Origin of the sequence: Aeromonas sp. HMWF015, from assembly GCF_963878965.1 — a bacterium.
Classification (GTDB): Bacteria; Pseudomonadota; Gammaproteobacteria; order Enterobacterales; family Aeromonadaceae; genus Aeromonas; species Aeromonas veronii.
In genome coordinates this window covers 1-8,483 of record NZ_CAWNZT010000164.1, presented here as the reverse complement: position 1 = coordinate 8,483, position 8,483 = coordinate 1, and the positions used below count along the sequence as shown (strand labels likewise).

Annotated in this window: 7 protein-coding genes; 6 read left to right on the top strand and 1 reads right to left on the bottom strand. The window is 53.7% G+C overall.

Features of this window, described 5'->3' with window-relative positions; all coding sequences use genetic code 11:
* Nucleotides 1-381, bottom strand: a 381-nt coding sequence (locus AACS18_RS08450; RefSeq protein WP_181363248.1) for a 4Fe-4S binding protein, incomplete at its 3' end; no start/stop codon positions are given.
* 368 nt (nucleotides 382-749) lie between these two features.
* Here AACS18_RS08450 and AACS18_RS08445 point away from each other — a divergent pair.
* The 6 genes from AACS18_RS08445 to AACS18_RS08420 all read left to right on the top strand — a co-directional run.
* Nucleotides 750-1,745, top strand: a complete 996-nt coding sequence (locus tag AACS18_RS08445; RefSeq protein WP_219927964.1) for a bacteriophage abortive infection AbiH family protein — start codon at nucleotides 750-752, stop codon at nucleotides 1,743-1,745.
* A 138-nt stretch (nucleotides 1,746-1,883) separates the two neighbouring features.
* Nucleotides 1,884-2,741 (top strand): hypothetical protein, encoded by an 858-nt coding sequence (locus AACS18_RS08440; protein ID WP_146184753.1) that lies wholly within the window; start codon nucleotides 1,884-1,886, stop codon nucleotides 2,739-2,741.
* A 521-nt stretch (nucleotides 2,742-3,262) separates the two neighbouring features.
* A complete protein-coding gene (kup, locus tag AACS18_RS08435) occupies nucleotides 3,263-5,131 on the top strand; it encodes a low affinity potassium transporter Kup (protein WP_108612179.1) in 1,869 nt (622 codons plus the stop codon).
* A 531-nt stretch (nucleotides 5,132-5,662) separates the two neighbouring features.
* Nucleotides 5,663-6,328 carry a 4Fe-4S dicluster domain-containing protein gene (locus tag AACS18_RS08430; protein WP_108612178.1) on the top strand — a complete coding sequence of 222 codons (666 nt, stop codon included), beginning with the start codon at nucleotides 5,663-5,665 and terminating at the stop codon, nucleotides 6,326-6,328.
* Nucleotides 6,328-8,211: a hydrogenase 4 subunit B gene (hyfB, locus tag AACS18_RS08425; RefSeq protein ID WP_108612177.1), complete on the top strand. Its 1,884-nt coding sequence runs from the start codon at nucleotides 6,328-6,330 to the stop codon at nucleotides 8,209-8,211. The genes AACS18_RS08430 and hyfB overlap by 1 nt, the downstream gene beginning before the upstream one ends.
* 1 nt (nucleotide 8,212) lies before the next feature.
* Nucleotides 8,213-8,483, top strand: a 271-nt coding sequence (locus AACS18_RS08420) for an NADH-quinone oxidoreductase subunit H (protein WP_181363247.1), incomplete at its 3' end; no start/stop codon positions are given.

Sequence of the window (8,483 nt, the reverse complement as noted above, 5' to 3'; positions counted from 1 at the left end):
CTCTTTGAGCACCACCGCCATGGCGCCGTAAGGACAGGCCACCACGCAGGACTTGCAGCCGATGCAGCGCTCCTGCAACACCTTGACGCAACCATCCTCGCTGACGATGGCATTGTTCGGGCAGGCCATGGCGCACGGCTTGTCTTCACACTGGCGGCAGAGCACCGGCGTGGTCACCTTGCTGCCGACGATCACCTTCAGGCGCGGCTGAAAGTAGCTGTCCTTGGAGACCAGATGTCCATCCTCGATGGCAAGATGCAGGCCGCCCTCCCGCTCAAGGGTCCCGCTGCAAGACCCTGACTGGTGTGAAACGGCGCAGGCCACCTCACAGGTACGACACCCAATACAGAGACTGGGATCTGCAATCACGAAGCTGTTCATAGAGAGGGATCCTAAATGGTTCGTTACCCCGGGCCGCCCGCCGACAGGCAAAGAGGCGGCCAGCCCCCCACAAAGCATTTATCAGACCAAAACAGGCCAATGGCGCGATAAAAAATCACAAGCAACTGAAAATAAAGGAGTAATCAGAAAGAGATACGCGCTAGATGCCACTACTGACGAGGGTGACGACGGGGTGGGAAGTGTGATCGACACGACAAAAGTGACGAGCTCGACACCGGCTGACTAAGGTATTTCACCCTACCCTTTCAGCCCGCGCGCACAAATAACAACCAATCAATGACTAATTTATTGATCTCGGACAGATTATGCGCCGATTGCCCTTTTTACCCCCTACCCGATTGGATAGCATGCTTCAGTTGGCAACCAGCGCTGTTGAGACCTTCTCCATGCAGATAAATAAGTATGGTTTAAGTATTTTTGCCAAAAATATAGCGAGCAAATTATTTCAAATATTATCTAAGCTACGGAATAATTATCATATGAAAACACTTTATATAATTGGCAATGGGTTTGACCTATGGCATGAATTACCTACAGGCTATAACGACTTTTATGATTTTGCAAAAGATTTCCTCGATGAAATAGAAGAGTACTATTCATTTGATTTACGTTATCACCAGCCTTGGCATGATTTTGAAAATGCGCTTGGTAATTTTGATGCAGAGAATTTCTTGTCGATTCACAATGAGGTCGATGTTAATTCAGAGGATTTTAGACCACGAGATATTTATGGTCTAGAGGATGAGCTTACTGAGCAAACAAAAATTCACGTTTCTAATATCGAAGAAGCATTTACTGACTGGGTTAATAGTATTGATGTAACTGACACAGAACAAAAAATTATTTTCAATACTAATTCAACATTTATTAACTTCAATTACACCTCAACACTTCAATCTGTCTACAACATTGAAGATGATCATGTTCTGCATATTCATGGAAGTGCAGCCAGACACAATGCACTGATTTTTGGCCATGGTGAGAATATTACAGAGCCATCAGAATTTGATAAGGACGGAGAATATAGTGGTCATATGTTTTCAGAAGCAGAAAGTATTGCCAGATATCCTCTGTACGCCCTACGAAAACCTGTTGAAGCAGTATTGGAGAAAAATGAGGAATACTTTTGTAACCTAAATGATATTAACGATGTGGTGATTATCGGCCATTCATTAAATAATATTGATTTGCCATACTTTCAGCGTATCAAGAATCAGGTTGGTGATGTTATGTGGAAAGTTTATTGCTACCACGCATCAGATAAAGAAAAACATATACAAAGTCTCCTGAAGTGTGGTGTTAGCCGAGGAAAAATTGAAATCATCACTTATGATGAACTCTGATATTCCACAGTAACCCCAAAACAATTTAACCTCACAAACTTGATGACCCAAAATATATTTTAATTTAAATATTTACGGTTGTATTTCTTGCACGATTGGTTCTGTTAACTGTTTTTCTAAAAGCGTTAGGAGTGTGAGTTGAAATTTGAATCAGAGGAAAATGCACAGTTATATGCCCTCAAAGCAACATCAAAGCACACAACTGAAAATGACTTGCTAAAACGCATTGAGGATTACAAACGTTATCAGGATGCGTATGCTAATGATCAAGAGAAAAAGCAATATTGGCATGAACGAGCAAAAGCCACCAAAAGCTACTTGAATAGTGAATATTACAAGTCAGGGAGATATCACATAGGGATTGATGAGCTAATATTAGACATCATTGAGATTCGCGCGATCATATTTTCTTTTCAGACAGTTAAAACTAATTGCAATCCTTTTGAAACTTATATGTTTCATTCTCAATGGTTATCTGGATGCACTTATAAAATATTCGCATCATACGGAAAACTATTGAGCAGACATAAAAACGACCATTCATTGAAGAATGTTTGGAATAACGTCAGTCATTATATTAAAGATTCTAGCCTTACCTCTATAGAAGAGGTTGACAAACTATCTTCGTTCATAAACGGGATTAATAACAACACATCCAATCCCATGAGATATAGAAACAAAGTCATTGCTCATAATGAACAATTACCAAAAGTTCAGTGGACAGACTTAGATTATGAGCTAAAAGGTTTATGTCGCATATGGTCATTAATCACAATGTGGTGCTCAACAGGTATTATTGCCCCTTTTTATGACAATAAAACCGCTTTTTCAGGCTTAGAATCTGTTGTGAGCTCACTTGAGTTGTCTGAGTTAAAAAATGCTAGACAAGAATATATTGATAACGTGAGAAGGTGGTGTAAGGCAAGTATTACAACAAACATATCTGATAACAATAACTCTCCTTTTGCTGAGATCTCATTTGGATTTAACGTGTAACTTTCGGTATAAATTAAGGGGGGATATATTTAGAATCGTAGTACGTTGGGTGCAATAAGCGCAGCGCATTGCACCCTACCTTTTTCCCCTTCCAAATAAAGACTCCATTGCTACCCGTCGCCCTCCCCTTTGCCGTCCTGCCAGCAATTAATTAGTCACTATTTTATCGTCTGTTTTTCACTCACCTCGGTAAAAAATAGTGGCCAAACCGCTTCCCCAGATAAAACAAACGGTTGCCCGCAGAGCGGGTGAATATTTCAATCAACGGCCAATTAATAACCTTACTCAAAAGGACGTTTTGATTATTTATACCTGAGCATGAACCCGCAGAGTGTGTGTCATTATAAGCTTAACGACAGATGAACAGACTGTGTCCCATGAAACGCATCTTTATATCCGATTAGCTCCCTTCCCATCGCAATCCTTTGATTTCCCCCCGATGTTGTATCCACACATACCTGATGTGTTCGGGGCGATCTGCTGTGGCAAACGTGTAAACATCAAACTGACAAGATGAACTCATGAACTGTGATAAACAACAAGCCATGTCCGGCGTCATGCTGGCGGCGATTGGCGTAGTCTATGGCGATATCGGCACCAGCCCGCTCTATACCTTGCGCGAGTGCCTGTCAGGTCAATTCGGATTCGGCGTCGAGCCGGCCTCCATTCTCGGCTTTCTCTCGCTGATCTTCTGGCTGCTGATCCTGGTGGTGTCGGTCAAATACCTCTCCTTTGTGATGCGGGCCGACAACGCCGGCGAGGGCGGCATTCTCACCCTGATGTCGCTGGCGACCCGCAACGCCTCCACCCGCTGGACGCCACTGCTGATCATCCTCGGCCTGATTGGCGGCAGCTTCTTCTATGGCGAGGTGGTGATCACCCCGGCGATGTCGGTGATGTCGGCCATCGAGGGTCTGAGCATTCTCACCCCCGCCCTCGACCCCTATATCGTCACCCTCTCGGTGCTGGTGCTGACCCTGCTGTTTGCCATCCAGAAACATGGCACCGCCATGGTGGGCAAACTGTTTGCCCCCATCATGCTGATCTGGTTTATGACGCTGGCGGTACTGGGGCTGCGCGGCATCATCCACAACCCCGAGGTGCTGGGTGCGCTCAACCCCATCTGGGCGGTGAGCTTCTTTGTACAGTATCAGACCACCTCCTTCTTTGCCCTCGGCGCCGTGGTGCTGGCCATCACCGGGGTGGAGGCGCTCTACGCGGATATGGGCCACTTTGGCAAAAATCCAATTCGCCTCGCCTGGTTTATCGTGGTGCTGCCCTCGCTGGTGCTTAACTACTTCGGTCAGGGGGCGCTGCTGCTGAGCAACCCCGCCGCCATTGCCAACCCCTTCTTCCTGCTCGCGCCGAAATGGGCGCTGGTGCCGCTGCTGCTCTTGGCAACCATGGCGACGGTGATCGCCTCGCAGGCGGTGATCTCCGGGGTCTTTTCGCTGACCCGGCAGGCAGTGCGGCTCGGTTATCTCTCACCTATTCGTATCGTGCACACCTCCGAACAGGAGTCCGGCCAGATCTATATTCCGGTCATCAACTGGATGCTCTATATCTCGGTGGTGATCGTCATCATGAGCTTCGAGCACTCCAGCAATCTGGCGGCGGCCTACGGCATCGCGGTGACCGGCACCATGGTGCTCACCTCCATCCTCTCCTGCTCGGTGGCCAAGAACAGCTGGCACTGGAACAAGTATCTGGTGGCCATCCTGTTTGCCGCGCTGCTCTGTATCGACGTGCCGCTGTTTGCCGCCAACCTCGCCAAGATCTTCTCCGGCGGCTGGCTGCCGCTCACCCTGGGCGCGGTGATGTTCACCGTGATGACCAGCTGGAAGAGCGAGCGTTTCCAGCTTATTCGCCGCCTGAACGAGCACGGCAACTCCCTTGAGCCGATGATCGCCTCGCTGGAGAAATCCCCGCCGACCCGGGTGGCCGGCACTGCCGTCTATATGTCGCGGGTGGTCAATGTGATCCCCCATGCGCTGCTGCACAACCTCAAGCACAACAAGGTGCTGCACGAGCGGATCATCCTGCTCACCCTGCGGGTGGAGGATGTGCCCTACGTCCACAATGTGCGCCGGGTCTGCATCGAGCAGCTCTCCCCCACTTTCTGGCGGGTAGTGGCGAGCTACGGCTGGCGCGAGACTCCCAACGTGGAGGAGATCTTCCACCGCTGCAACGCCGAGGGGCTCAGCTGCCGGATGATGGAGACCTCGTTCTTTATGGCCCACGAGTCGCTCATCATGAAAGACCGTCCCTGGTATCTCTATCTGCGCGGCAAGCTCTTTATGCTGCTGCAGCGCAATGCCCTGCGCGCCCCGGATCAGTTCGAGATCCCGCCCAACCGGGTCATCGAGCTTGGATCCCAGGTGGATATCTGATGGCGGGTTGATGGCCTCTTAAAGGCATAGAAAACATCAGCTAATAGAGAGGGAGGCATTGGCCTCCCTCTTTTTTTGTCGGTGATCACAGGGGATACCTTCCCCCTCATCCCCAGCCCTTCTCCCCCTAGGGGAGAAGGGGGCAAACCACCACGACCATATGCTGCAAACGGTGCTATTCACGTCGTTCTTTGCCCCCTGTTCCCGGCATGCTACCGATATATTTGCGTTCTCGTGCGTCCGATTACGCTTCGCTAATCGAACCTACGGTTTCAACACAGACGGCCTCTATCCGAACAGACCACCGCCGTAGGGTGCGTTTTCCAAGGTGACGAACCCTCCCAGCGGCTTCGTCACAAGTGACGAACGTCACAGTTCGACAGCCACATCAGCTCGTTCATCCAACCACGCGAAGATTTTTATTCATTTAAAAACAGCTACTTAAAACCAATTTTTCTGCAAAAACCAATCTGGCCCGTATTTTGCCAACCTGCCCCTACTTTCTCCGTTCGCGACACGACAAGGTAGGCTATGAACCGCTTCGTTATCGCTGACCCCAAGCTTTGTATCGGCTGTGGCACCTGTATGGCGGCCTGCAGCGAGGTACACAAGGCGCAAGGTTTGCAGCAAGCCCCCCGTTTAACCGTTATGCGACACGAGCAGGCGACCATGCCGGTTCAGTGCCGTCACTGTGACGATGCCCCCTGCATCAAGGTGTGCCCGGTCGAGGCAATTCGCCAGACCGGTGATTGTGTGCAACTCAACGAGTCGCTCTGCATCGGCTGCAATCTCTGCGCCGTGGCCTGCCCCTTTGGTGCCATCCAGAGCGGCGGCAGCCGTCCGGTGGCCGTGGCCACCAGTTACGACACCTATATCCCCTGCTCCATCCGCTCCAGCAACCCCTCCACCTCCGCCGGCCTGCGCTGTTTTGGCGAGGATCTGCTGAGCTGGGAGCCGGGAGTGCGCAGCATCGCGGTCAAGTGCGACCTGTGCGAGTTTCGCGCCGACGGCCCGGCCTGTGTCGGTGCCTGCCCCTCCCAGGCGCTGAAGCTGGTCAATGACGGCGACACCAAACGCGCCGCCCGTATCCGTCGCCAGCAAGCGGCCGACACCAACCCGCAAGGGGCCTCTGCCTTCTCGGCGCCTGCCACGGCGATCCCTGCCTCCGATTTATCTACCCCAGAGGGAGCTCGCTGATGTTGTCCCCCCTTGTAATGGCTACGCTCCTGCTCTTTTTGCTGGGCGCTGCCGCCGGTTTGCTCCTGCAAAAGCTGCCCGCACTGGCCAACCGCCTCAATAGTGGCTTTGCCCTGTTGGGATCGCTCGCGGGTCTGGTCGCCGCCATCCAGATCTTTGCCCAAGGCACCCCCGTCGACGGCCAGCTCTGGCTGCTGGGCTCGGTGCACCTCGACATGCTGGCCGCGCTGATGCTGCTGGTGATTAGCACCGTCGGCGTCGCCGTCGCCCTCTACTCCTTTGCCTATATCCGCGAATATCAGGGCAAGGGTGATGTGGCCATCGGCGCGCTGATGAACCTCTTCCTCTTTGCCATGGTGGGCATGGTACTGGCCGACAACGCGCTCGGTTTCTTGCTCTGCTACGAGCTGGTGACTCTCACCACCTACTGGCTGGTCAAGACCAACCCGGAGGCCGCCAAACAGAGCCGTCTCTACTTGGTGATGAACCATATCGGCATGGCGCTGGTGCTGGTCGCCTTCTGGCTGCTCTGCCGTGAAAGCGGCTCGCTGGAGTTCGCTGCGCTGCGCGAGCACCATCTGGCGGGCGGTTTGGCATCCTTGGTGTTTCTGCTCAGCTTCTGCGGCTTTGGCCTGCGCGCCGGTTTCGTGCCGCTGCACGGCTGGCTGCCGGTGGCCGAGCCCGTTGCGCCGTCCCATATCTCGGCGCTGATGTCCGGCGTGATGGTAAAGCTGGGTCTCTTTGGCATCTTGCGGGTCAGCATCGATTTTCTCGGCGCCAGCCAGCTCTGGTGGGGCTATGTGGTGCTGATCTTTGGCGCCTGCTCGGCAGTGCTCGGGGTGCTGTTTGCGCTGGCGGAGCACGATCTCAAGCGGCTGCTCGCCTACCACACGGTGGAGAACATCGGCATCATCCTGATGGGGATGGGGATCGGCATGATCGGCATCGCCAACCAGCAACCGGCACTGGTAGTGCTAGGGCTGCTCGGTGCCCTCTATCACCTGCTCAACCACGCCATCTTCAAGAGCCTGCTCTTTATGGGCACCGGCTCTGTGATGTTCCGCCTGCACACCCGTGACATGGACAAGATGGGGGGGCTGGCCAAGCTGATGCCCTGGACTGCGCTGGCGTTCCTGATCGGTGCCATGGCCATCTCGGCGCTGCCGCCGCTCAACGGCTTTGTCAGCGAGTGGTTTATCTATCAATCGCTCCTTTCCATGACCAAACTCGGCACCTCCGTCGTTGCGCCGCTCGCGGTAGTGATGCTGGCGGTGACCGGCGCCATGGCGGTGATGTGTTTCGTCAAGGTGTACGGCATCTGCTTCTGCGGCGCCCCGCGCAGCGAACACGCGAGCCACGCCCGCGAAGTGCCGGGCGCCATGGTGGCAGGCACCCTGCTGCTGGCCGCCGTCTGTCTGGTGCTGGGTCTGGGCGCCCCCTGGATTGCCCCCCATATCGCCAGCTATGGCCAAGCCTTTGTAAGCGGCCAAATGAACGTGGCCACTGGCGCCACCCTGCAGCCACTCGACAGCTCACAAGCGATCCTCTCCCCGCCCGTTATCGCCATCACCCTGCTGGGTCTGTTCCTCATCCCGCTGCTGGTACTGGCCATCTTCAAAGGGCCCAAGCTGGGTCGTCGTCACGCCGGCACCCCGTGGGCTTGTGGTTATGCCTATGAGGAGCGTATGAGCCTTACCTCTGGCGGTGTCACCCACACCTTGCGCCAACTCTGTGCGCCACTCTATCGCAAGCAGCCGCAGCTCGATCTGGCCAGCGCCCTGCACGGGGTGAGCGATACCAGCGGAACGACCGGCTGGCCGCTGCTCTCTTTAATAAATGGCCTTGTGCTGGCGCTCTTTATCCTGATGGCTGTAGGAGTCTGATATGCCTGTTCTTGAAATGCCGAGCTGGGGCATGGTTGCCCTTGCCCTGACCCAGGCCATCGCCATGCTGGCGCTGGCGCCGCTCGCCACCGGTTTCAACCGGGTGCTGCGGGCCAAGATGCACTCCCGTCAGGGGCCGGGCCTGCTGCAGGATTACCGGGATATCGCCAAGCTCCTGCGCCGTCAGGAGGTAACTCCCGAGCCTGCCGGCATCATCTTCAACCTGATGCCTGCGCTGCTCATCGCCGCCCTGTTGCTGGTGGGGATGGCGC

Excerpts from the sequence above, each read along its gene's own strand:
- AACS18_RS08445 (WP_219927964.1), top strand. The coding sequence starts at position 750 with ATGCTTCAGTTGGCAACCAGCGCTGTTGAGACCTTCTCCATGCAGATA.
- kup (WP_108612179.1), top strand. The coding sequence starts at position 3,263 with ATGAACTGTGATAAACAACAAGCCATGTCCGGCGTCATGCTGGCGGCG.
- AACS18_RS08430 (WP_108612178.1), top strand. The coding sequence starts at position 5,663 with ATGAACCGCTTCGTTATCGCTGACCCCAAGCTTTGTATCGGCTGTGGC.
- hyfB (WP_108612177.1), top strand. The coding sequence starts at position 6,328 with ATGTTGTCCCCCCTTGTAATGGCTACGCTCCTGCTCTTTTTGCTGGGC.